The sequence below is a fragment of the Mycolicibacterium sp. XJ1819 genome (assembly GCF_053483675.1).
Window position 1 is genome coordinate 76875 of the sequence record NZ_JBEFST010000001.1, and the last position, 21979, is coordinate 98853.

Here is a 21979-nt window from a genome sequence, read left to right on the forward strand (position 1 = left end):
GTTAAGTGGCCGCCGGGTTACCGCGGCAGGATTTCTTCGATGGCCTCGACCACCTCGGGCGCGTCGGGTTCCGTGCGCGGCCGAAACCGCTTGGCCACCTTGCCACCCGGGGCGATGAGAAACTTCTCGAAGTTCCACTGCACGTCGCCGGCCTCACCGCCGGCGTCGGGCGTCTTGGTCAACTCGGCGTAGAGGGGATGCCGCTCGGGCCCGTTGACGTCGGTCTTGGCCAGCAGCGGGAAAGTCACCCCGTAGGTGGTCGAGCAGAACGTCTGGATCTCCTCGGCGGTGCCGGGTTCCTGGCCCATGAACTGGTTGCACGGCACCCCGACCACGGTCAGGCCGCGGTCGCGGTAGTCCTTGGCCAATTGCTCCAGCGCGGTGTACTGCGGGGTGAGGCCACACTTGGAGGCCACGTTGACCACCAGCACCGCGCCATCGGCGAGTTCGGCCAGCGTGGTGGGATTGCCGTCGAGCGTGGTCAGCGGGATATCGGTGAGCGATGTGTCGGTCATGTTCGGCACGCTACCCGCTCTTGAACAACATGCCCGCGACGCGGTGCACCATCGCGATCGGATCGCTGCCGTCGTCGATCGTCTTGTTCAGCCAGAGCAGCGAAAACCCGTGCACCAGAGACCATGCCGCCAGCGCTGCGGCCTGCGGGTCGTCCTTGGCGCGCGCATCGTCGAGGGTGCCGACGCCCCGGTTGAGTTCGGTGCCGGCCGCGGCGACGGCCGCGACGAAGTCCGGGTCGTCGGGATTGATCAGCGCGCGGTCGAACATCACCGCGTAGTGGCCCGGGTGGTCGAGCGCGAACCGCACGTAGGCCAGCGCGGCGTCGATGAATTCGGGCCGGGCGTCGGTGAGCGCGGCCGCCAGCAGGCGCCAGCCTTCGGCGGCCAGCGCGGTGAACAGACCGCGCCGGTCGGTGAAGTGGTGCGCCGGCGCGGCGTGCGAGACACCGGCCGTCCGCGCCAGCTCTCGCAGGGAGATGCCGTCGGCGCCGCGCTCGGCCACCAGGTCGGCGGCCCGGGCCAGGATGACGGCCTTCAGATCGCCGTGGTGATAGGACGCCTTGGTCATGTCGACCATCCTAGCCCGGGCATCTTGACAGTGCCTAGATCCGGGCGTTAACGTGATCTAGTCATTGTCTAGATTGGAGTTGTCATGGCTGTCTTCGTCGCCCTTATCGTCGGCACCCTCGGTGCCCGCACGGCCGGTTGGCTCGGCCTCGACTACACGAACAGTTGGCCCGCCGCGATCGCCGTCGGCCTGGCGGTGATGTTCGTGATGACCGGGGTCGCACACTTCGTCGACCCGTTGCGCCGCGACATGATCGCAATCGTGCCGCCCCGACTGCCCAGGCCCGCACTGCTCGTCACCCTGACCGGTGTGCTCGAACTCGTCGGCGCCGCGGGCCTGCTGTATCCGCCCACTCGAGTGGCGGCCGCGGTCTGCCTGTTCGCGCTGCTGCTGGTGATGTTCCCGGCCAACGTCTACGCCGCCAGGATGCCCAATCCGCCGAAGTCGATGACCACGCGCCTGGATCTGCGCACCGCCGAACAGGCGGTGTTCCTATCCGCCGCCGGCCTGGTCGGTGTCGGCAGCCTGAGCGGCATCCAGTAACCACGCGTATTGGAACGCGGTCTCTTTCCAGCGCTCGTAGCGGCCGCTGATGCCACCGTGTCCGGCCTTCATCTCGGTCTTGAGCAGGATCGGATGATCGTCGGTCTTGGTGTGCCTCAGCGCTGCGACCCATTTGGCGGGTTCGACGTAGAGCACCCTGGTGTCGTTGAGCGAGGTCACCGCCAGGATCCGCGGATAGTCCTTGGCCGCCACATTCTCGTAGGGTGAGTACGACTTCATGTACTCGTAGACTTCTTTGTCCTCCAACGGATTACCCCACTCGTCCCACTCGGTCACGGTGAGCGGAAGCGACGGGTCGAGGATGGTCGTCAACGGGTCGACGAACGGGACGACGGCGAGGATCCCCGCGAACAGCTCGGGTGCGATGTTGGCCACCGCCCCCACCAGCAGCCCGCCCGCGCTGCCCCCGTAGGCCACCAACCGCTCGGGCCGGGTGACGCCGGTGTCGACGAGATGGCGGGCGACCGCGACGAAGTCGGTGAAGGTGTTGGTCTTCTCCAGCATCTTGCCGCGCTCGTACCATGACCGGCCCAGTTCGCCGCCCCCGCGGACGTGGGCGACGGCGAAGATCATGCCGCGGTCGAGCAGCGAGAGCCGGGCGATCGAGAACCTCGGATCCTCACACGCCTCGTAGGCGCCGTAGCCGTAGAGCACCGCGGGTGCGGGGTACTGCAGTCCGACGCGGTGAACGATCGAGATCGGAACACGGGCACCGTCGGACGCGACGGCCCAGTCGCGGCGTTCGACGTAATCCTCGGGTCGGTAATCGCCGAGCACCGGCTGTTCCCGCAGCAGGGTTCGCTCGCCCGTCGCGAGGTCGAGGTCATAGATGCGCACCGGCGTGACGAACGACATGGCGCCGATCCGCAACTTCGGCGAACTCCAGTTCGGGTTCGCGCTCAGGCCCGACGACATCAGTTCGGATTCGAACGTGATGTCCTGCGCGCGGCCGTACTGGCCGCTTTCGTCGATGGGCCACAACTGGATCCGCGGCAGCGCCTCCCTGCGGTAGCTGACCACCAGGTGCCGGTCGAACGCGTCGACGGAGTCCAGTCGCACGTCGTCGCGGTGCTCGATCAGGGTGCGCACCGCCGACGTGTCCCGGACGGGGGTCTCGACCAGCGTGAAGTTCTCCGCACCGTCGTTGTGCAGGATCAGGAACCGGTCCTCACCGCCGACGATCGCGTGCTCGACGGAGTACTCGACGCGTTCGCGCCGCGGCCACACGGTGGTGAACTCGGTGGCCGCATCGGCGGCCTCGCCGTAGCGCACCTCGGAGGTGACCGCGCTGCCCGCCGCGACCAGGATGTACTTGTCGCTGCGGGTGCGCCCGACGGCGAGCCAGAACTTCTCGTCCGGCTCGTGGTAGACCTTCTCGGCGGGCAGTCCGGAGCCGATGCGGTGCCGCCAGACCGTGTCGGGGCGCCACGCCTCGTCGACGGTCGTGTAGTACACGGTGCGGTTGTCGGCCGCCCACGTGACACCGGCGCCGATGCCGACGATCTCGTCGTCGTAGACCGAACCGGTGTGCAAGTCCTTGAACCGCAGCGTGTACCGCTCGTCACCGGTGACGTCGGTCGAGTAGGCCAGCGTGTTGCCGTCCAGGCTCACCGATGCCGCACCCAGCGCGAAGAAATCGTGCCCCTCGGCCAGGATGTTCTCGTCGAGAAGCACCTGCTCACCGGGGATCTCGGTGTGTTCGTCGAACACCGGCGGCAACCAGTCGTCGGGATCGCTGACCGGACAACGGCATTGGACACCGTACTGTTTGCCCTCGAAGCTACGGCCGTAGTACCACCAGTCGCCGCGGCGGGTCGGCACCGAGAGGTCGGTCTCCTTGGTGCGGGCCTTGATCTCGTCGAAGATGCGTTGGCGCAGCGGCGCGAGATGTTCGGTGACGTGGTCGGTGTAGGCGTTCTCGGCCTCCAGGTACTCGATCACCTCGGGGTTGGACTTGTCGCGCAGCCACTCGTACGGGTCGATGAAGACGTCTCCGTGGTGCTCGCGACGGTGATCGACGCGTTTGGCTTCTGGCGGGTTCACGCAGCGGGCCCGATCCAGTCGGCGAACTTGCGGCCCGAGATGCGTTCGTAGGCTTCGACGTAGCGGGCCCTGGTCGCGTCGACGATAGCGGACGGCAGCGGTGGCGGAGGGTTGTCGCTGTGGCGGTCCCAGCCGGACTCCGGGCTGGTGAGCCAGTTGCGGACGAACTGCTTGTCGAAACTCTCCTGCACCACACCTTCTTTCCAGTCGTCGGCACGCCAGTACCGCGACGAGTCGGGGGTGAAGACCTCGTCGGCCAGCCGCAGGCGGCCGTCCTTGTCCACCCCGAATTCGAATTTCGTGTCGGCGACGATGATGCCCTTCGTCAGGGCGTGCTCGGCGCCGCGGGTATAGGTCTGCAATGTCTGCTCACGCAACTGGTCGGCGCGCTTTTCGCCGATCAACTCGACGACCTGGGCGAACGAGATGTTCACGTCGTGCGAGCCGATCTCGGCCTTGGTCGCCGGGGTGAACAGCGGTTCGGCGAACTTGCTTGCCTCGCGCAGGCCGGGCAGTAACGCGATACCGCACACCTGGCCGGTCTGCTGGTAGTCGATCAGGCCCGAGCCCGTCAGGTAGCCGCGGGCCACCGCCTCCACCGGCAGCATCTCGAGCTCCTGCACCACCAGCGCGCGGCCGAGCACCTGCTCGGGGATGCGCGGGTCGTCGGGCGGGCCGGCCAGATGGTTGGCGGTGTCGCTGAGGTACTCGAAGAAGAACACGCTCATCGCGGTCAGGATGCGGCCCTTGTCGGGTATCTCGGAGTCGAGAATGTAGTCGTAGGCCGAGATGCGGTCGGTGGCCACGAACAGCAGCGTCTCGTCGTCGATGCGGTACAGCTCGCGGACCTTACCGCTGGCCAGATGTTGGTAGTCGGACAGAGCTGGGCGCATTGGGCCAGCCTATCGGGCAGCATCAACGCATGAATTCGCGGTTTCTCCCCTATGCCACCACGCCGTCGCGCCTCCTGGCCCAGCTGATCAGCGACGCCGTCGTGCTCGCCTGGACCACCTTGTGGGTGCTGGTGGGCATGGCCGTACACGCGGCCGTGGCGACCATCGCCGAGGTGGGCCGCCGCGTCGAGACCGGCGCCACCGGCGTCGCCGACAACCTCGACACGGCAGGCGACCGCACCGACAGCTTTCCGCTGGTCGGCGATGCCCTGGCCAAGCCGTTGCGGGCGGCCAGCGAGGCCGCACTGGACATCGCGGGCGCGGGGCAGACCCTCGACACCACGGCGTCGTGGCTGGCGTGGGTGCTGGCGCTGGCGGTGGCCGCGCCGCCGATCCTGTTCGTCGCGATGCCGTGGCTGTTCCTGCGGGTGCGGTTCTTCCGGCGCAAGTGGACCGCGATGACGCTGGCCCGCACGCCCGCCGGCGAGCAGTTGCTCGCGCTGCGCGCGCTCGCCAACCGGCCGCTGGTCAAGCTCGCGGCCATTTCCGACGATCCGGTGGGCGCCTGGCGCGCCTACGACGCCGAGGCCATCCGCGGGCTCGCGGCCCTCGAGTTGAGCGCAGCAGGCGTCGCCCGCTATGCGAATTCGGCGTGATTTCCTGCGCTCAGCGCAGGCTTTCACACCCAAATCGCAAGCAGCGGGAGCCGATTGCCAAGCGCGTGCGTCCTACCAACCATGCTGGAAGAACTCTTGCGTGCCCATGACGGGGTGATCACACTCGGGCAGGCGCGCAGCGCCGGCCTCAGCGAGCATGCGGTGCTGCGGCGAGCCAAGTCGGGCCGGTGGCGACGCTGCGGTCCCGGGGTCTACTTCGTCGAGGATCGACTCTTCACTGATGCGGCGCGTATCCGCGCGGCGGTGTGGAGCTACGGCCCGCATGCCGTGGGCAGCGGTCTGGCGGCGGCGTGGTGGCACCGGCTGACGAAGTATGCCCCGCAGTTTGTCGAGGTGACCGTGCCGCGGGTCAGCAACGGCCGGCGTCGACGGGGCACCAAGCTGAGACGACGCGACCTCGCGCAGGCTGACATCGCCCGGCGAAACGGCTTGCGTGTGACCGCTTTGCCACTGACCGTCATCGAGGCCGCCGTCCGTCGCGGTGGCGGAGCCAAGCTGATGGACGGTGCGCTGCAACGACACGTCGAACTGCACCAGCTGTGGCAGGCACATCTGCGCAACAAGGGCCGCACCGGCTCACCCGCCGCGCGGCGCCTGTTGCAGGCGGCATCCGATGGCGCGCGCTCTGAGGCCGAGCGGCTGCTGGTCAAGCTGCTGCGCGAGGCCGGCTTCACCGCATGGGAGACGAACTACCGGGTGGGCGGCTATCGGGTAGATGTGGGGTTCGCCAAGGAGAAGGTGGCCATCGAGGTCGACGGCTTCGCGTTCCACAGTGGCGCGGACGCTTTCCAGATCGACCGCCGGCGTCAGAACGCCATCACCCTGCTCGGCTGGGTGGTGTTGCGGTTCACCTGGCTGCCACCGGGCAATACGCCTAGCCGAGCATGCGCCGCAACGCCCGGCCGAACGCGTACCGGGCGGTCACCGAACCGAATCGCACCCGGCCACGCACGACGAGGTGTAATCGCTGCGACCGCGGACCGTGCGGCACCTTGAGCGTGACGCTGCCCGCCACGGTCTCGACGCCGGTGAGGTCGGCGGTGGCGCCGTCGGGCAGGATCAGGTCGGTGGTGCTGAAGTAGTCGTCGATGTCGACGACGACGGTGTCGCTGCGCAGGGTGGCGTTGGTGAAATCCAATGTGTTGTCACACATCCGGGTGTTCAGCCGCAGCCGCGACGGCACCGTCCACTCCCCGCGCCGCGAGATCGAGGTCATCCGGCCGCGCAACAGTTCGCCGTCGGCTTGCGGCGGCACGGGCAGGTCGGCCAGGACGGCGCGCAGGTCACCGCGGGTGCGTGCGGCCAGGACGGCGTCGATGCGCTCGCTGAACTCGTCGAGCGTCAGCATGCCCTGCCCCACCGCACGCTCGAGTTGTTGGCTGACGTGCGTGCGGTCGGCGTCGGAGACCCGCAGGTTCGCATCACTTCTGTCCATGCTTCGAGGGTAGATGGCCCAGCATCCACACTCCCGCGATCGTCACCGCCAACCAAGTCGCGAACGCCACCCAGAAAAACACCAGCGAAACCGTCACCAGCACTTGCCAATCCGTTTCGCGTGCCATGGCAAAGGTTGCCGACGAGTACATGCCCAGCGGGAAGACCATCGCCCACCACACGCCCGCAAAGCGCCGCGACTCGGGACGCTGCAGATGGCGAACGCCGAAGTACAGCAACGGCACGATCCACAGCGTCGCCAACGCCCACGTCACGGTCGTCGGACCACGCACCGCCGCGATTCCGCCGCGGTGGATGTGGTCGCCCGCCAGCGTCGCGATCGCCAACGCGCCCATCAGGATCCACGCGTCGGGCTGGAATCCGTGCGGGTCCAGTCGCGCCTCGAACGCACGCGCCAGGATCAACGTCGTCATCAGCGCATACACCGCGATGGCGAACACCCAGACCACCACCGCGGCGATCAGCAGGCCATCGGCGCCGGTGTGTCGGGCCAACGCGGCCGCAACGATCGCCAGCCCCGAGGTGCCGACGCTGGCCAGTTCCCATGCGCCGCCGGCCCGCTGCTGCAGATCGCGCCACGACCGGGCGACGAGGTTTCGGCTGGTCAGCACCACGAGCACCAGCCACGCCGCCGATGCCAGCAGCGACAGCGTCCACACCACAACCTCGTTCGAGGTCAGCCTGCTGTCGAGCACCGCGCACGCCGCGACGAACGTGAACAGCCGGATCGTGACGTCGGGATCGGTCAGGTCCGGCGGCCGCCGGGCCCACCAGATCAGCGCCGCGACCAGAAGAAGCGGCAGCCCGGCCGCGGCGAGTACCGCCAGTGCGTCGCTGAGCACGACGTAGCCATGGTCCGCGGCGGCGATCGACACGATGCCGGTCGCCATGACCACCGCGAAGACGTCCGGTTTCACACGCGCAGCTCGACCACCAGGTGGCGGATGCCGGTGTGACGGTTGCTGCGGGTCCACTCGACGGGTTCGACCACCCGCACCGCGCCGAACCGGGCCATCAGCTCCTCGTAGAGCACCCGAAGTTCCAGCCGGGCCAGATTGGCGCCCAGGCAGTAGTGCACGCCCTGACCGAACCCCAAGTGCGGGTTGGGCTTACGCGCGATGTCGAACGAATCCGCAGCGGTGAACACCGATTCGTCGCGGTTGGCCGAACCCTCCCACACCAAGACCTTCTGCCCGGCCTCGATCCGGTACCCGCCCAGCGTCGTCGCGGCGGTCGCGGTGCGCCGCTTGGACGGTGACGGCGACGTCCAGCGAACCATCTCCTCGATCGCCGTCGGCAACAGGCCGGGATCGTCGCGCAGCGCCCGGAACTGCTCGGGATGCTGCGCCAGCGCGAGCAGTCCCCCGGCGACCGCGTTTCGAGTGGTCTCCGCGCCGGCGCTGAACAGCAGGTTGAAGAACAGATACACCTCGATGTCGCTGACCGGTTCGTCCAGTTCGGCGTTCGCGACGACCGAGAGCATGTCGTCGGTCGGTTCGGCGCGCTTGGCGGCGATGAGTTCCTGGCCGTAGGCGTACATCCGGGACCCGGCTTCCTCGACCGACAACCGGCTGATCGACGCCTTGCGTGAGCCACCGAAGTCGAAGCTCGGCTCGATGGCCTCGAACAGCCAATGCCGTTCGGACTCCGGCACTCCCAACAGGATGCAGATCATCTGCATGGGCAGTTCGGCGGCCACCTCGGCGACGAAGTCGAACGCCTCCCCTGGCTGCACCCCGTCGAGTAACCTGCGGGCCCGGGTGCGCAGATCGTCCTCGACGCGGGCGATCATCCGCGGCGTCAGACCCGAGCTGACCAGCCGCCGGATCTGCGAGTGCTTCGGGTCGTCCATCATGTTGAGCACCTGGCCCGCGATGGACAGGTCCTGCAGCAGGGTGCCCCCGTAGGCGCGCGATCCACCCGTCACCGACGAGAAGGTCACCGGGTCCTTCAGCACCGCAAGGGTTTCCGGATAGGTCGCCACCGACCAGAAGCCCTCGCCGTCGGGGGTGTTGTCGGTCGGCTCGTGCCAGTACACCGGGGCGTCGCGGCGGTGCACGTCGAACAGGTGATGCGGAAACCCGTCGGCGAAGTTGTCCAGGTCGGTGAAATCGATCGCCGACAGCGACAACGTGGTCACAAGATCGCGCCCGAGGTGTACTTGGCCGCTTCCGGATAGCGGCTGACCAACTCGTCGACGGCGTCGACGACGCGGTCCACCTGGTCGGCCGCCGCACCGCTGAACGCCTGCTTGTCGGCCAACGCCGCGTCCAGCGCGGGCCGGTCCAGCGGCAGTCGCGCATCGGCGGCCAGCCGATCCAACAGGTCGGGCTCCGAACCCTTCTCGCGCATCGCCAGCGCCACCGCGACCGCGTGTTCCTTGATCACCTCGTGGGCGGCTTCGCGGCCCATCCCGGCGCGCACCGCGGCGATCAGGATCCGGGTCGTCGCCAAGAACGGCAGGTAGCGGTCGAGTTCGCGCTGGATCACCGCCGGGTAGGCGCCGAACTCGTCGAGCACGGTCAGAAACGTCTCGATCTGACCGTCGATCGCGAAGAACGCGTCGGGCAGCGCGACCCGGCGCACCACCGAGCAGAACACGTCGCCCTCGTTCCACTGAGCGCCGGCCAGTTCGGCGGTCATCGAGCCGTATCCGCGCAGCACCACCTGCAGGCCGTTGACCCGCTCGCAGGAGCGGGTGTTCATCTTGTGTGGCATCGCCGACGAGCCCACCTGGCCGGGCGCGAACCCCTCGGTCACCAGTTCGTGGCCCGCCATCAGCCGGATGGTGTGCGCCAGCGACGACGGCCCGGCGCCGACCTGCACCAGCGCGGAGACGACGTCGTGGTCCAGCGACCGCGGATAGACCTGGCCGACGCTGGTGAAAATCTCTGTGAAGCCCAGGAATTCGGCGACCCGCCGCTCCAGCTCGGCCAGCCGCGACGCGTCGCCGTCGAACAGGTCGAGCATGTCCTGCGCGGTGCCCATCGGTCCCTTGATGCCGCGCAGCGGGTAGCGGTCGATCAGCGAGCGCAGCCGTCCCAGCGAGATCAGCATCTCCTCGGCGGCCGAGGCGAATCGCTTGCCCAGCGTGGTGGCCTGCGCGGCGACGTTGTGGCTGCGGCCCGCCATCACCAGGCCGCGGTAGCTGATCGCGCGTTCGGCCAGCCGCGCGACCACTGCCACGCCGTGGGCGTGCACCAACTGCAGAGCCTGGCGGATCTGCAGCTGTTCGACGTTCTCGGTGAGGTCGCGGCTGGTCATGCCCTTGTGCACATGCTCGTGGCCGGCCAGCGCGTTGAACTCCTCGATGCGGGCCTTGACGTCGTGGCGCAGCACGCGCTCACGGGCCGCGATCGAGGCGAGGTCGACCTGGTCGAGCACCCGCTCGTAGTCCTCGACGACGCCGTCGGGAACGTCGACGCCCAACTCGGCCTGGGCGGCCAGCACCGCCAGCCACAGCCGACGCTCGGCGACGACCTTGGCCTCCGGTGACCAGATGGCCGCCATCTCCTCGCTGGCGTACCGGCTGGCCAGCACATTCGGGATCGTCACAACCAGATAGCTTACGGTCCGGGTGCGGCAGGCTGGGCCCGTGTACTTCGTTGGGATCGATCTTGCGTGGGGCGCGCGCAATCGGACGGGTGTCGCGGTGCTCGACGACGACGGCCGCCTGCGGCGGATCGCCACGGCGCTGACCGACGACGACATCGTCGAGGCGATCGAACCCTACATTCGCGACCGCTGCCTGGTCGCCATCGACGGTCCGCTGATCGTCGTCAATCCCACCGGTCAGCGTCCTGCCGAGGGACAGCTCAACCGCGACTTCGCCCCGTTTCACGCCGGTGCGCATCCGACCAACACCGGTAACCCGCTGTTCGACCCACCGCGCGGCGCGGTGCTGGCCGACCGGCTCGGACTCGACATGGACCCGAACTCGTCGGCGCCGCGGCGGGCGATCGAGGTGTATCCACACCCCGCGACGATCTCGTTGTTCGGGCTGCGCCGAACGCTGAAGTACAAGCGCCGCAACCGCGATCCGGTGACCCGCAAATCGGCGCTGACCGAACTGGCCGATCTCATCGAGGGTTTGGGCAACGCGCGGCCCGCGCTGCAGATCACCGACGCCCCCGACTGGAAGCGGCTTCGCGCCGAGCTCGCAGGCGCCACCCGGCTGTTCGAACTGAGCAGGTGCGAGGACCCCGTCGACGCGGTGTTATGCGCCTACGTCGCGATGTATGCCCACCGCCGTCCCGCTGATGTCACGATTTACGGCGATTTTTCGACCGGCTACATCGTGGTGCCCACGCTGCCCGGAAGCCTTCGCTAGTCCGGAGTGTCGGCCAGATGCGTGGGGTCGCTGATACCCGCGACCGGGATGCCCAGTTGCCGGTTGATCGCCATCGTGAGGAAGAACAGCACGACGCCGACACCGATGAGCGCCGCCGCCAGGATGTACTGCTGCTCGGGCCGACCCGACAGCGGCGTGACCAGGTACAGCGAGGTGAGGAAGCCGATCACGGGCAGCGCGGTCGGGGTCTTGAAGTGCCTTCCCTCCGCCACCACGTCACGCCGCAACACCAACACCGAGATGTTGACGACCGCGAACACCGCCAGCAGCAGCAGCGAGGTGGTGCCGCCGAGCACCTTGATGGCGTCCTCGTTGGCGAACGCCGTGACGTAGAAGATCAGCCCGAACGCGATGAGCGTGGTGAAGATGATCGCCACCCACGGGGTGCGGGTGCGCGGGTGCACTCGGCCCAGCACCGGCGGCAGCACGTACTGACGCGCCATACCGTAGATCAGCCTGCTGGCCATCAGCATGTTGATCAGCGCCGTGTTGGACACCGCGAACATCGTGATGAACGGCAGCAGGGTGTCGATCGGCAGGCCCGGAGCGCCCGCCTTGACGACTTCCACCAGCGGGGTGTCACTTCCCTCGAGCACACCGACCGGCACCAGTGCCACCGACACGATCGACACCAGGACGTAGACGATGCCGGCGATGGTCAAGCCGCTCAACAGGATCCGCGGGAACGTCCTGACCGGATCCTTGGTTTCCTCGGCCATGTTCACCGAGTCCTCGAAGCCGACCATCGCGAAGAACGCCAGCGAGGTCGCCGTCGACACCGCCAGAAACGTGCTCTTGTCCTCCCCGGTCTCGAAGGCCACGACCCGCGAGAAGTCCACATCGGCGCTGCCGGTGAAGGCCCACAGCCCGACCAGGATCACCAGGGCCAGTCCGGTGATCTCGACGATGGTCAAGACCACGTTGAGTTTGACGCTCTCACTGACCCCGCGCAGGTTCACCACGGCCAGCAGCGCCATGAACAACAGCGCGACGACCACCACCCCGGCCGTCCCCCACTTCAAGCCGAAGCCGACATCGAAGTTCGCGGCGAACGCTCGCGATGCCGTGGCCGCCGAGGTGATGCCCGAGCACATCACCACGAACGCCACCAGAAACGTCACGAACTGGATGCCGAATGCCTTGTGCGCGTACAGCGCTGCGCCCGCCGCCTGCGGATACTTGGTCACCAGCTCCAGATAGCTGAAGGCGGTGATGGTGGCGATCAGGAACGCGATGAGAAACGGCAACCACGCCGCACCGCCCACCTCGCCCGCGACGTCGCCGGTGAGCGCGTAGACGCCGGTGCCCAGGATGTCGCCGACGACGAACAGCAGCAGCAGCCCGGGGCCCAGGACGCGCCGCAGTTCGGGCTGGTTGTCTGCGGCGTCGGGCGTGGGCATCAGCTGCTTGGGCTACACCTGCGCCACGTGTTCGTCGATCGGCGCCAGCACGTCGATGACGTCGATCAGCGTCGCGCGCGCCGTGACGCGCGGCCCGTCTCCCGCGCCCACCAGCGCCGCCACCACGGCGCCGTCGACCGCGCACACCAGCGCGGTGACCAGGTCGGCGTGTGCGCGGCGGCCCGAGCGTTCGACGACCTGCATCACCGCATCGGTGCGCTGTCGCAGGATGCGGTTCTCGATGTCGCGCAACCGCGGATGGCGCGCGCATGCGATGTAGCGCTCGTAGCGCGAGATCAACTGTTCGGTGACCCGCAGGCCGGTCGCCTCGCCGACCAACAGATCGACGAGCACATCGGCGATCGACTCGGGTCCGCGGCGACGGCGCGACAACGCCGCCACCTTGGCCCGCATCTGTTCGGCCTCGCGGATTCCGGCGTGTTCGACCGCGTTGGCGATCAGATCGTCGAGAGAGGAGAAGTAGTACGTCGTCGACGCCAGCGGCAGCCCTGCCCGGCGGGCGACGGCCCGGTGCCGCACCGCGTCGAACCCGCCCTCGCACAGCAGATCGGCGGCGGCGCTGACCAGCGCATGCCGTCGACGTTCCCCCTTCGGGGTGACCGCTGCCGTCACGTTAAGCATGCTGCCAGGTCAGTGGGTGTGGCATCGGGCTTTCGGCCAATCATCAGCAGGTACGGCATGATGGCGGGCATGCCCGAACTGACCCGCCGCGCGGTTCTGCGCCTGGGCGTGGGTGCGCTGGCTGGGGCGGTCGCGCTCGGGACCTCGCCGAGGGCCTCGACGTCGCCGGCGGCACCGACCTACGTCGCCGGCTCGTTCGTCTCGGCGGCCCGCGGCGGCGCCACGACCAACTGGGCGATCGCGCGCCCGCCGGGTCAGAGTGCCCCGTTGCGCCCGATCATCGCGTTGCACGGCAAGGGCAGCGACGCCGCGACCGTGATGGCAGGCGGGGTCGAGCAGGGGCTGGCGCAGGCGGTCGAGTTGGGGTTGCCGCCGGTCGCCGTGGTGGCCGTGGACGGTGGCGGCGGATATTGGCACAAGCGGGCCTCCGGTGAGAATTCCGGCGCCATGGTGCTCGACGAGCTCATCCCGGTGCTGGCCTCGCACGATCTGGACACCTCACGGGTGGGGTTTCTGGGCTGGTCGATGGGCGGCTACGGCGCACTGCTGCTGGGCGCGCGCCTCGGTGCGCCCCGCACCGCGGCGATCTGCGCGGTCAGCCCCGCCCTGTGGACATCCGCGGGGGCGGCGGCGCCCGGCGCGTTCGACGGGGCCGACGACTACGCGGCCAACAGCGTGTGGGGATTGCCGGAGCTGGATGCGATTCCGATCCGGATCGATTGCGGCACCGGCGATCCGTTCTATTCGGCGACCAAGCAGTTCATCGCGCAACTGGCCGAACCGCCGGCGGGCGGGTTCTCCCCCGGCGGCCATGACGCCGCCTTCTGGAGCTCACAACTGCCCGCCGAAGTGACCTGGATGGCGCCGCTGCTGACGACCTAGGCGGCCTAGACCGAGATCCGTCCCTCGGCCGCGGCCAGGCCGATGTCGCTGCGAAAGTGACTGCCCGGCAACTTGATCGACTTGATCAACGCGTACGCCGCCTCGCGTGCGGTGGTCAGATCCGGCCCGGTGCCGACCACCGAGAGCACCCGGCCGCCCGACGACACGACGGCTCCGTCGTCGCGGCGCGCGGTGCCCGCGTGCAGTACGCCGTCGGTTTCGCAGCCGACGATCACATCACCCACCCGGGGCTTGCCGGGGTAGTTCTCGGCGGCCAGCACCACCGTCACCGCGGCGCCTTCACGCCACCGCAGCGGAGGCATCTCGGCCAACCGTCCGGTGGCGGCGGCGTGCAGCACCTGGCCCAGCGGGCTGTCCAGCAGCGCGAGCACCGATTGGGTCTCCGGATCCCCGAAGCGACAGTTGAATTCGATCACCGCGGGACCACGCGAGGTGATCGCGAGGCCGGCGTAGAGCAGGCCGCAGAACGGGCTGCCGCGCTTCACCAGCTCGGCGGCGACGGGTTTGATGACGTCGTCGACGATCGTGGTGACCACCTCGTCGGGCAGCCACGGTAGCGGCGCATAGGCGCCCATACCACCGGTGTTGGGCCCGCTGTCGTCGTCGCCGACGCGCTTGAAGTCCTGGGCGGCCAGCATCGGCACCACGGTCTCGCCGTCGACGACGGCGAACAACGACACCTCGGGGCCGTCCAGAAACGACTCGAGCAGCACGGGATGGCCCGCGTCGAGCAGGCTTGCGGCGTGTGCGCGGGCGACGTCGCGGTCGGCGGTGACCACCACACCCTTACCGGCGGCCAGGCCGTCGTCCTTGACCACCCAGGCCGGATCACCCGCCGGCGGACCGAACCGGTCGAGCGCCGCGTCGAGGTTGGCCGGGTTGTCGACGATCTCGCTGGACGCGGTCCGCACCCCCGCGGCGACCATTACGTCCTTGCCGAACGATTTCGCGCCCTCGATGCGCGCCGCGTCCTTCGAGGGGCCGAAGCAGGCGATACCCGCGGCGCGCACGGCGTCGGCGACGCCGAGCACCAGGGGCACCTCGGGTCCGATGACCACCAGGTCGGCGCCGATGCGCTGGGCCAGCGACGCGACCGCCGCACCGGAGGTGATGTCGAGGTCGTACTGATCGGCGATCGCTGCGGTGCCCGCGTTGCCCGGCGCGACGGCCAGTCCCTCGACCTCGGGATCGCGGCGAAGCGCCAGCAGCAACGCATGTTCACGGGCTCCGGACCCGACAACCAGGACGCGCACAACCGCCAACCCTATCGCCTCCGCCCCGGCCATACACCCCGCAGTGAGGTGTATGGTCGAGGTATGAGCCAGAGCACATGCCCGTTCGGCGCCGGGTTCGACTTCACCGACCCCGACCTACTTCTGCAGGGCATACCGGTCAGGGAGTTCGCCGAACTGCGCAAAACCGCGCCGGTCTGGTGGAACGAGCAACCCGAGTCGATCTTCGACGACGGCGGCTACTGGGTGATCAGCCGGCACGAGGACATCAAGTCGATCTCGCGTGACGGGCACCTGTGGTCGACCAACCGCAAGGGCGCGGTGATGCGGCTACCGGAAGGCACCACCGCCGACCAACTCGAACTGACCAAGGCGTTGCTGATCAACCACGACGCCCCCGAGCACACCCGGCTGCGCAAGCTGATCTCGCGGTTGTTCACCCCGCGTTCGGTCGCCACGCTGGAGGACAAACTGGCCGCGGCCGCACGCGAAATCGTCAGCGCGGCAAAGGAGAAGGGCAGCGGAAACTTCGTCGACGACATTGCGATGGGCCTACCGCTGCTCGCGATCGCCGACCTCATCGGCGTGCCGGAAGCCGACCGCGAGAAGCTGTTCGGCTGGACCAACTCCATCATGAACACCGACGACCCGGACTTCGAGACCGATTACGCCGCTGCCAACGCCGAGTTGATGGGCTACGCCTACGGCATGGCCGAACAGCGCCGCCGGTGCCCGGCCGATGACATCGTCACCAAGCTGGTGCACGCCGACATGGACGGCGAGTCGCTCGAGGACGTCGAGTTCGCGTTCTTCGTCATCCTGCTCGCCGTCGCGGGTAACGAGACGACGCGAAATGCCATGACCCACGGCATGAACGCGTTTTTCGACAACCCCGATCAGTGGGAGATCTACAAGCGTGAGCGCCCCGAGAGCGCGGCCGACGAGATCGTCCGCTGGGCCACTCCGGTGCACTGTTTCCAGCGAACGGCGCTGACCGACGTCGAGATCGGCGGGGTCACCATCCGCGAGGGCCAGCGCGCCGGTCTGTTCTACAGTTCGGCCAACTACGACGACGCGGTCTTCGACGATCCGTTCCGGTTCGACATCAGGCGCGATCCGAACCCTCATCTGGGTTTCGGCGGCCACGGCGCGCACTACTGCATCGGCGCCAATCTGGCCCGCATGGAGATCAAGCTGATCTTCAACGAGATCGCCGAGCAGATTCCTGACATCACCAAACTCGGTGAGCCGCAACGGCTTCGCTCTGGCTGGATCAACGGCGTCAAGGATCTACAGGTCTCCTACGCCGGCTGATGCGAACCCACGGCTGGTCCGGTTCCACACCGGCGAGCGACGAGGAGGCCATCGCGCGGATCCTCGACGCGGCGGGCAAGGCCATCGACGCGCGCGGCGGCGACTTCTCGATCAGCGATGTCGCGCGCACGCTGGGGGTCACCCGCCAGACGGTGTACCGGTACTTCCCGAGCACCGACGCACTTCTGCAGGCCTCGGCGCAACTCGCGGCGACCGACTTCCTGGACCGCCTGGCCACCCATCTGCAGGGCCTGCACGATCCCCGGGAGGCGGTCGCGGAGGGCATCGCGACCGCGCTGGAGTGGATACCCAAGGACAAGCACATCGGGCTGCTGCTGATGCCCGGCCGGGCCAATGATTTCAGCCAGACCGTGACGTCGGACATCGCGATGCAGTTCGCCAACGCGATGCTGCGGCGGTTCGACGTGGACTGGGCCGCAGTGGGCTTCGGCGAGGCCGAGCTCGACGAACTCTCCGAGCACCTGCTGCGCATCATCCAGTCGTTCGTCATCGATCCCGGCCGCCCGCCGCGGCAGGGTGAGGAGCTTCGCGACTACCTGCGGCGGTGGGTCGGCACGGCGATCACCGCGCCGGTCAGAGCACCGTCAGCGGCAGCGACTTTCGGTCCTCGAACACCCAGGACGCCCCGCCGCTGACCTTGGCCACCGACACCTCGGAGAACTCCTCGGCCGCGGTGTCGGTGCGCACCACCCGCGCGGTCCAGTTCTCGTCGCGGCCGCTGACCTCCACGTCCAGATGGGGGTCCACGGCCCGGACGATCGCCTGCAGCGGACGCGACTCCGCCGGCGTCACCAACGACACCCACGCCCCGTCCTCGTGTGCAGGCGAGCGGCGCACGGTCACGGTGTCGGGCCCGAGTTCGGCGTCGACGTAGGCGGCCGGGTTCAGCAGCGGATGCCACCGCAGCACCTCGACCGCACCGTCGATGCCGCCGGGCAGTGAAAGCGCGCGATGGATGCGGTCGGCGGCCACCCCGGCCAGGCCGATCAGCTGCTTGGTGCAGATGACCTTGGCCAGCTCGACGTTGGTGCCGCAGCGCTTTTCGACGGCCAGCACATACGACAGGTTCAGCAGGTGCATCTGCAGGCAGACCTCGTCGGCGATCCGGATCAGGGCCGAACGCGAGAACGCCGCGAAGTCCAGGTCGGACAGCAGCGGGCCGGTGTAGTCGGCGCGGCCCTCGTCGGACGTCTCGATCGGGTCGAGTTCGGTTCTGGCGGCGTGTGTTCGACGGATGACGTCCATGGCGGGGTGGTCGTCGACCTGCGGATGGGACTCGTCGATGATCACCGTCCACGCGCAGTGCGGATGACGGTCGGCGGGCACCCGGGGCGGGCGGTGGATCGGACGGATCTGCGCCCGGCGGTTGGTGGCCACCGCGGTGGCGTCGAACGTCGGGTCCTCGATGTCGTGACACATGCCGCGCACGTAGTCCTCGCCCATCGGTTCGACGTCGAGCAGCGCACCGCAGTGGTCGAGGTGGAACTCGCCGTGCCAACGGTCGTGCACGGTGTAACGAAAGTCCATGAACTGCGGCGGGGCGCCGATGTCGAGCTGCAGACCCTTGAAGATCGTGATGACGTCGTCGCCCTCGTACCGCAGCGCCTTCTGCATGCGGTTGGTGTAGATGGGGCTGGCGCCCATCCACTCCTCGATCGCGATCTGCAACATCTCCTCGCGGCCGAATTCCTGAATGCACCAAGCCATTCCGGACCGGTCGATCAGCTGCCCGATGAGCAGCAATTCGGGGACCAGCATCGCCAGCTGGTCCCGCGACAGCTCGGCGTACCTACTTGTCACCGAGTTTCCCGCCCGAGTGCATCTTGATGGCCGCGTTCACATTGGCCTTCTTGTCCTCGCCCTCACCCTTGGCGGCGGCCTTCTTACGTTGCTTGGCCACCTTCTTGACCGCGCCGTCGAGCTTGGAGCCCAACGGGAAGCCGAGGTAGTGGGTGAGGAAGATCGCCATCTCCTGCAACTCTTCCACGGTGAGCTCTTCGTTGTGCAGCGCGGCGTTGATCTGGATCTCGGCGAGGTCCTGGTTGCCCAACGCGGTCACCACGGTCAAGGTCATCATCCGCTTGTCGCGCATCGACAGCCCCGGCCGCGTCCAGATGTTGCCGAACAGATGGTCGGCGGTCAGCGCGAAGAACTCGTCACCTTCGACGTTGGGCATCTCCCAGCCGTAGACCTCGTTCATCTTCTCGAGGCCCTTGCGGCGCAGCTCGTCCATCTGACTCACTCCTTCGTGTGCGGCACACCGAGACCGGCGGCCAGATTCTTCAGAGCCACCTCGGCCAGCGGCAGGTCGACGCCGGTCGCCTCACCAAGCGCCAGCGCCAGCTTCAGGTCCTTCTCTCCGAGCCCGCGGGTGTGCACGAACGGGTCGTGCAGAAAGTGGTCCGACGTCAGCGGTTTGGTGTCGTCGCGGTACATGATCGCGCCGGGCCCGCCGCTCTGCGCGTCGCTGTGCCGCACTACCCGACCCAGCTTCTGCAGATCGATCCCCGCCGCCTCGGCGAGCGCCTGCGCCTCACAGGCGGCGGCGAACCCGATGAACGTCAACATGTTGCGGGCCAGCTTCATCCGGGTGCCCGCGCCCGGCTCGCCCGCGCGCACCACCAGCGACGCCCACTGTTTGAAGACCGGTTTGACCGCTGTGTACGCCTCGTCGTCGGCGCCGACCATGACGACCAGCTCACCCTTGTCGGCCGCGCCGGCGCCCCCACTGACAGGCGCATCCACGATGTGAATGCCCTTCGGCCGCAACTGGTCCGCCAGCTCCGGTGCGGTGTCAGGCTCGATAGTCGAGTGGATCGCGATGACGGTGCCCGGCTTGGCCTGTTCGGCGAGTAGGCCGACCACGTCACGCACCTGCTCGTCGTTGAGCACGGTGACGCTGATGACATCGGCCGCCGCGACGTCGGCGACGCCGTCGGCCAGCGTCGCACCGAGTTCGGCCAGCGGGGTCATTGCCTCGGTGCGCACGTCGAAGACGATCAACCCGCCGGGCCACTCGACCAGGCGCTTGGCCATCGGCGCCCCTTGGTTGCCCAGTCCGATGTAGCCGAGTTTCGGTTGTTCGCTCATGACCGGATTATCTGTCCGCCGTCGACGTTGAAGATCTGACCGGTGATCCACTTGGCCTGGTCCGAGAGCAGAAACAGGCACATGCCGACCAGGTCGTCGGTCTGCCCCATGCGCGACAACGGAATTCCCTTGACGATGTCGGCCACCATCTCCTGCGGGGTGGTGGTGCGGTTGGCCTCGGTGTCGATGGGGCCGGGGGCGATCGCGTTGATCCGGATGTTCATCCCGCCCAGTTCACGCGACAGTTGTTGGGTCAGGCCGTTGACGCCGACCTTGGCCAGACCGTAGAAGTTCGCATAGAGCCACGCCGCGGTGGAGGACTGGTTGACGATGGCGCCGCCGCCGCGCTTGGCCATCTTCTTGTACACCGCCCTGGTGCACACCAGCGCGCCGTCCATGTTCACGCTCATGAATTTCTTGTAGTAGTCCCAGTCGACGGTGAGCAGCAGGTCCAGCTTCATCCCACCGAAGATGGCGGCGTTGTTCACCAGGTAGTCGATGCCGCCGAACTCCGCGAGCGTGCGGTCGGCCATGGCCTTGGCCGAGTCGATGTCGGAGACATCGACGGGCACGGCCAGCGCCGTGCCCCCGTCGGCGCTGATCTGCTTGGCCACGGCATCGGCCGCCTCGGCGTTGATGTCGGCCACCACCACGGCGGCGCCCTCACGGGCCAGCGCCTCCGCGTAGGCCTGGCCGATGCCGCCACCGGAACCGGTGACGATCGCGACCTTCTCGTCGAACTGCCCCATCTCTTCCTCTCTGCCGAACGGCCACCCAGCGGTCAGACCGCTGTCGCGATCGCCTTGATCTCCAGGTATTCCTCGAATCCGGCCAGACCCATCTCGCGGCCGATACCGGACTGCTTGTAGCCGCCGAACGGCACGTCGGCCGAATACCAGACACCGCCGTTGACGTTTACCGTGCCCACCCGCATCCGCGCCGCGATGCCCGCGGCGCGTTCGGCGTCGGCGGAGAACACCGTGCCGGACAGCCCGTAGGGCGAATCGTTGGCGATCCGCACCGCGTCGTCGTCGCCGTCGTGGGCGATCACCGTCAGCACCGGGCCGAAGATCTCTTCGCGGGCCACCTTCGCGCTGTTGTCCAGGCCCGCGATCACGGTGGGCTCGATGAAGAACCCGGTGGCACGGTCGGCGGGGCGGCCGCCACCGCAGGCGAAGGTGCCACCCTCGGCGACGGCGGAGTCCAGATAGCCCTGCACCCGGTCGCGCTGGCGCGCCGAGATCACCGGCCCGCAGACCGTACCGGCATCGTCGGGGTCGCCCGGCCTGATGCCGGCCATCGTGCCCGCGGCCGCCTCGACCGCCTCGTCGTAGCGCTCCCGGGGCACCACCAGCCTGGTCGTGATCGCGCAACCCTGACCGGCGTGCATCGACGCGGTGAACGCCGACATCGCGCAGGCCGCTGCCAGATCCGCGTCGTCGAGCACCAGAAACGCCGACTTGCCGCCGAGTTCGAGGAACACCTTCTTCAGCGTGGGCGCGCCGTCGGCCATCACCGCGCGACCGGTGGCCGTCGACCCGGTGAACGACACCATGTCCACCCGCGGATCTTTGGACAACAGCGCGCCGACCCCGTGGTCGCCGGAGGTCACGATGTTGACCACGCCGGGCGGAAAGTCGGTGTGCTCGGCGATCAGCTCACCGAGAATCGCCGCGCACCAAGGGGTGTCCGGCGCCGGCTTGAGGACGACGGTGTTGCCCGCGGCCAGCGCGGGACCCAGCTTCGCGAGGTTGATCTGGTGCGGGAAGTTCCACGGCGTGATCGCCCCGACCACCCCGACCGCCTCGCGAGCGATGGTGCGGCGCGTCTTGATGCCCATCGGCTCGGCCACGCCCAGATCGGTACTCCACTGGTAGGACTCGGCGGTCTCGGCGCAGAAACTCAGGTCCTCGACGGGGCCTTCGAGTTGCGCCGCGGCGGTCAGCATCCGCGGGGCGCCCACCTCGGCGATCGTGAGGTCACGCAGCGTCTCGACGTGCTCACGCATCGCGGCCTGCAGTTGGCGGATGCAGCGCACCCGCAACTCGGTGTTCGTCGACCAGTCGGTGTTGTCGAACGCGCGCCGGGCGGCCTCGATCGCACGGTCCATGTCGTCGGCGGTCGCGTCGGCGGCGACCCCGAGCACTTCCTCGGTGGCGGGGTTGACGGTGTGAAACGTGCCGGCCCCGCCCCCGACGAGCTTGCCGTCGATGAGCAGTTGACTCTCGCGATCCGCCGCGATTCCCATACGACTCCTGTGTCGAGGCTACTGGACAACTGTCCGACTGCGTTACCCACGAACCTTAGCCCC

General features: G+C 68.2%; 22 protein-coding genes and 1 pseudogene. 7 read left to right on the forward strand and 16 right to left on the reverse strand.

Annotated elements, in window-relative coordinates; all coding sequences use genetic code 11:
* Positions 1–17: 17 nt before the first annotated feature.
* Together ABQE89_RS00330 and ABQE89_RS00335 are read right to left on the reverse strand one after the other, a co-directional pair.
* On the reverse strand, positions 18–515 hold the full coding sequence (locus ABQE89_RS00330) for a glutathione peroxidase (RefSeq protein ID WP_448412960.1): 498 nt from the start codon (positions 513–515) through the stop codon (positions 18–20).
* Positions 516–525: 10 nt separating this feature from the next.
* A complete protein-coding gene (locus ABQE89_RS00335) occupies positions 526–1083 on the reverse strand; it encodes a TetR/AcrR family transcriptional regulator (RefSeq protein WP_448412962.1) in 558 nt (185 codons plus the stop codon).
* A gap of 84 nt (positions 1084–1167) precedes the next feature.
* Here ABQE89_RS00335 and ABQE89_RS00340 point away from each other — a divergent pair, with 84 nt between their 5' ends.
* Positions 1168–1626: a DoxX family protein gene (locus ABQE89_RS00340; RefSeq protein ID WP_448412964.1), complete on the forward strand. Its 459-nt coding sequence runs from the start codon at positions 1168–1170 to the stop codon at positions 1624–1626.
* Here the strand turns inward: ABQE89_RS00340 and ABQE89_RS00345 are convergent.
* Positions 1576–3690: a S9 family peptidase gene (locus ABQE89_RS00345; RefSeq protein ID WP_448412966.1), complete on the reverse strand. Its 2115-nt coding sequence runs from the start codon at positions 3688–3690 to the stop codon at positions 1576–1578. The two genes, ABQE89_RS00340 and ABQE89_RS00345, sit on opposite strands and share 51 nt — an antisense overlap.
* On the reverse strand, positions 3687–4583 hold the full coding sequence (locus tag ABQE89_RS00350; protein WP_448412968.1) for a phosphoribosylaminoimidazolesuccinocarboxamide synthase: 897 nt from the start codon (positions 4581–4583) through the stop codon (positions 3687–3689). Before ABQE89_RS00350 ends, ABQE89_RS00345 begins: the two co-directional genes overlap by 4 nt.
* Before the next feature lie 29 nt (positions 4584–4612).
* On the opposite strand from ABQE89_RS00350, the gene ABQE89_RS00355 reads away from it, so the two are divergent.
* Positions 4613–5239, forward strand: coding sequence for a hypothetical protein (locus tag ABQE89_RS00355; protein ID WP_448412970.1), 627 nt, complete (start codon positions 4613–4615; stop codon positions 5237–5239).
* A gap of 81 nt (positions 5240–5320) precedes the next feature.
* Positions 5321–6151: pseudogene (locus tag ABQE89_RS00360) on the forward strand (type IV toxin-antitoxin system AbiEi family antitoxin domain-containing protein); the annotation flags it as partial.
* Here ABQE89_RS00360 and ABQE89_RS00365 read toward each other — a convergent pair.
* From ABQE89_RS00365 to purB, 4 genes are read right to left on the reverse strand one after another with little or no spacing between them, the layout of a single operon-like run.
* The gene (locus ABQE89_RS00365) at positions 6135–6695 is read right to left on the reverse strand and encodes a DUF1707 SHOCT-like domain-containing protein (RefSeq protein WP_448412972.1); all 561 of its coding nucleotides are present in this window, start codon (positions 6693–6695) and stop codon (positions 6135–6137) included. The pseudogene ABQE89_RS00360 and the gene ABQE89_RS00365 sit on opposite strands and share 17 nt — an antisense overlap.
* Entirely contained in the window at positions 6682–7605 is a 924-nt protein-coding gene (locus ABQE89_RS00370) for a tellurite resistance/C4-dicarboxylate transporter family protein (RefSeq protein WP_448413540.1), read from the reverse strand. Before ABQE89_RS00370 ends, ABQE89_RS00365 begins: the two co-directional genes overlap by 14 nt.
* A gap of 23 nt (positions 7606–7628) precedes the next feature.
* Positions 7629–8855: a cytochrome P450 gene (locus tag ABQE89_RS00375; RefSeq protein WP_448412974.1), complete on the reverse strand. Its 1227-nt coding sequence runs from the start codon at positions 8853–8855 to the stop codon at positions 7629–7631.
* Positions 8852–10270 (reverse strand): adenylosuccinate lyase, encoded by a 1419-nt coding sequence (gene purB / locus ABQE89_RS00380; protein WP_448412976.1) that lies wholly within the window; start codon positions 10268–10270, stop codon positions 8852–8854. Before purB ends, ABQE89_RS00375 begins: the two co-directional genes overlap by 4 nt.
* A 40-nt stretch (positions 10271–10310) precedes the next feature.
* Here purB and ABQE89_RS00385 point away from each other — a divergent pair, with 40 nt between their 5' ends.
* Positions 10311–11045, forward strand: a complete 735-nt coding sequence (locus ABQE89_RS00385) for a DUF429 domain-containing protein (RefSeq protein WP_448412978.1) — start codon at positions 10311–10313, stop codon at positions 11043–11045.
* Here ABQE89_RS00385 and ABQE89_RS00390 read toward each other — a convergent pair.
* Both ABQE89_RS00390 and ABQE89_RS00395 read right to left on the reverse strand, forming a co-directional pair.
* Entirely contained in the window at positions 11042–12466 is a 1425-nt protein-coding gene (locus ABQE89_RS00390; protein ID WP_448412980.1) for an APC family permease, read from the reverse strand. The two genes, ABQE89_RS00385 and ABQE89_RS00390, sit on opposite strands and share 4 nt — an antisense overlap.
* Positions 12467–12478: 12 nt before the next feature.
* Positions 12479–13108, reverse strand: coding sequence for a TetR/AcrR family transcriptional regulator (locus tag ABQE89_RS00395; RefSeq protein ID WP_448412982.1), 630 nt, complete (start codon positions 13106–13108; stop codon positions 12479–12481).
* A 57-nt stretch (positions 13109–13165) separates the two neighbouring features.
* On the opposite strand from ABQE89_RS00395, the gene ABQE89_RS00400 reads away from it, so the two are divergent.
* On the forward strand, positions 13166–13990 hold the full coding sequence (locus ABQE89_RS00400; protein ID WP_448412984.1) for an alpha/beta hydrolase: 825 nt from the start codon (positions 13166–13168) through the stop codon (positions 13988–13990).
* Positions 13991–13995: 5 nt separating this feature from the next.
* Here ABQE89_RS00400 and purD read toward each other — a convergent pair whose 3' ends face one another.
* The gene (purD, locus tag ABQE89_RS00405) at positions 13996–15264 is read right to left on the reverse strand and encodes a phosphoribosylamine--glycine ligase (protein ID WP_448412986.1); all 1269 of its coding nucleotides are present in this window, start codon (positions 15262–15264) and stop codon (positions 13996–13998) included.
* A gap of 63 nt (positions 15265–15327) precedes the next feature.
* Here purD and ABQE89_RS00410 point away from each other — a divergent pair, with 63 nt between their 5' ends.
* Positions 15328–16557, forward strand: a complete 1230-nt coding sequence (locus ABQE89_RS00410; RefSeq protein ID WP_448412988.1) for a cytochrome P450 — start codon at positions 15328–15330, stop codon at positions 16555–16557.
* On the forward strand, positions 16557–17213 hold the full coding sequence (locus tag ABQE89_RS00415) for a TetR/AcrR family transcriptional regulator (RefSeq protein WP_448412990.1): 657 nt from the start codon (positions 16557–16559) through the stop codon (positions 17211–17213). Before ABQE89_RS00410 ends, ABQE89_RS00415 begins: the two co-directional genes overlap by 1 nt.
* Here the strand turns inward: ABQE89_RS00415 and ABQE89_RS00420 are convergent.
* Genes ABQE89_RS00420 through ABQE89_RS00440 form a run of 5 tightly spaced genes read right to left on the reverse strand, consistent with a single transcriptional unit; the run spans position 17152 to position 21916 of the window.
* Positions 17152–18378, reverse strand: coding sequence for a hypothetical protein (locus tag ABQE89_RS00420; protein ID WP_448412992.1), 1227 nt, complete (start codon positions 18376–18378; stop codon positions 17152–17154). The two genes, ABQE89_RS00415 and ABQE89_RS00420, sit on opposite strands and share 62 nt — an antisense overlap.
* On the reverse strand, positions 18368–18811 hold the full coding sequence (locus ABQE89_RS00425) for a carboxymuconolactone decarboxylase family protein (protein WP_448412994.1): 444 nt from the start codon (positions 18809–18811) through the stop codon (positions 18368–18370). The genes ABQE89_RS00420 and ABQE89_RS00425 overlap by 11 nt, the downstream gene beginning before the upstream one ends.
* A gap of 5 nt (positions 18812–18816) precedes the next feature.
* The gene (locus ABQE89_RS00430) at positions 18817–19668 is read right to left on the reverse strand and encodes an NAD(P)-dependent oxidoreductase (RefSeq protein ID WP_448412996.1); all 852 of its coding nucleotides are present in this window, start codon (positions 19666–19668) and stop codon (positions 18817–18819) included.
* The gene (locus ABQE89_RS00435; RefSeq protein ID WP_448412998.1) at positions 19665–20417 is read right to left on the reverse strand and encodes an SDR family oxidoreductase; all 753 of its coding nucleotides are present in this window, start codon (positions 20415–20417) and stop codon (positions 19665–19667) included. Before ABQE89_RS00435 ends, ABQE89_RS00430 begins: the two co-directional genes overlap by 4 nt.
* Before the next feature lie 32 nt (positions 20418–20449).
* Positions 20450–21916 (reverse strand): aldehyde dehydrogenase, encoded by a 1467-nt coding sequence (locus tag ABQE89_RS00440; protein ID WP_448413000.1) that lies wholly within the window; start codon positions 21914–21916, stop codon positions 20450–20452.
* Positions 21917–21979: the final 63 nt, after the last annotated feature.